Origin of the sequence: Mesorhizobium sp. M7A.F.Ca.CA.001.10.2.1, from assembly GCF_003998575.1 — a bacterium.
GTDB lineage: Bacteria > Pseudomonadota > Alphaproteobacteria > Rhizobiales > Rhizobiaceae > Mesorhizobium.
In genome coordinates this window covers 1-1,335 of the sequence record NZ_RZQY01001039.1, presented here as the reverse complement: position 1 = coordinate 1,335, position 1,335 = coordinate 1, and the positions used below count along the sequence as shown (strand labels likewise).

At 61.2% G+C, this 1,335-nt stretch carries 1 protein-coding gene; it reads left to right on the top strand.

The features are described 5' to 3' along the window. Window positions 1-328: 328 nt before the first annotated feature. A complete protein-coding gene (locus EN964_RS34820) occupies window positions 329-1,303 on the top strand; it encodes a hypothetical protein (RefSeq protein ID WP_127271332.1) in 975 nt (324 codons plus the stop codon). Window positions 1,304-1,335: the final 32 nt, after the last annotated feature.

Sequence of the window (1,335 nt, the reverse complement as noted above, 5' to 3'; positions counted from 1 at the left end):
ATTTGTCCATGGTGCTGATTTGCGCCAATGACCCGCCGCACAGGCGGGTTTTCGTTTGATGCTCCGTCAGCCAACGCGCCGACGGCCTCCGAAGGGACCCGCCAACCCGAGTTCGTTGCCCTGCTTCAAGGAAGCGAAGACGTCCGCCGCAAGCCTGGAGCCAGCATGTCGGCGTAGGCCGTTGCATGCATCGACCTGCTTTACGGCTCTTCATGCGGGTACGCTAAACAAGATGTGTTTCGCCCGATAATGCGAGGCCATCTATGATCGATTCTCGCGGCAATGCCTCAAGAAATCGCCATTCGCTTCGACAAGGAGAATTGATCCGGTGCGGTTGAGATCTGTTTCTCTGGGTGTCGTCGCCAGCCTTCTCGTCGTCATCGCCGTGGCGGTATCGGCCCGATCCTTTGCCGCACCATCTGCCGTTCCAGCCTGGCTGCAGGCTCATGTCGGCGACAGCGACGGCCAGATCTCGCAAATTGTCCTCGAACGAGCCCGCGCGCTTTACCGGAAGAAGGTCGCGCAAGGCGCTGTCAAGAACCCCTGCTACTTCGCCATGGATGCCACACGCCCCAGCGATCTGGGCAATGGCGTGCTCGGCCGTCGCTATTACGTCATCTGCGAGGCCAGCCAGTCGTTTAGCGCGATTTCGTCAGGCCACGGCAGCGGGCGGAATTTGAAAGGCGTCGTCGATTTTTCAAACGGCAAACGGTGCGCGAAGAACTTCGGCAATGCGATGGATTCATCGTTGACGGCCGGCGGCGCCTATATGACCAGCGAGGCCAAAACCTCGTTCAAGGGCTATTACCGCACCGGCGCGAAGCAGGACGCGGTTTTCCAGCGCACCTTCATCCAGTTCGACGGCGAAGGCGAAGCCGCGAACGCCAGGCAGCGGGCGATCGGCGGTCACGCTGCCCAGGTGCTGCATGGCATGTGCCTGCGCAAAAACCCGAACAGCTCGCACGCCGACCATGACGGCTTCGTGCCGTTCGGCAAGCTGGTGGACTATGCCGGCGGTCGCAGCAATGGCTGCACCAGCTGGTCGCCGGCGGATGCCAAGCGGATCATCCCGATGGTCAAGGACAATCCGACGACGCTCTACATCTACCCGGAATCGCGCGACATCACCGCGGTCGCAGCCGACCGTTCACAGCCGGGCGCCTACTGGAACGCGTCCTGCCTGAAGGAAATCGGCACACCGAAATTCTGGCCGAGAAAGACCCTTGAGCCGATCATCGCCCAATACAGGAAGGATCATCCGGCACCGCCGCCACAGCCGCTGCCGATCTGCGAAGCGTCTTGAAGTCCGCATAGCGCCGCCGCGTTGATTAAGAC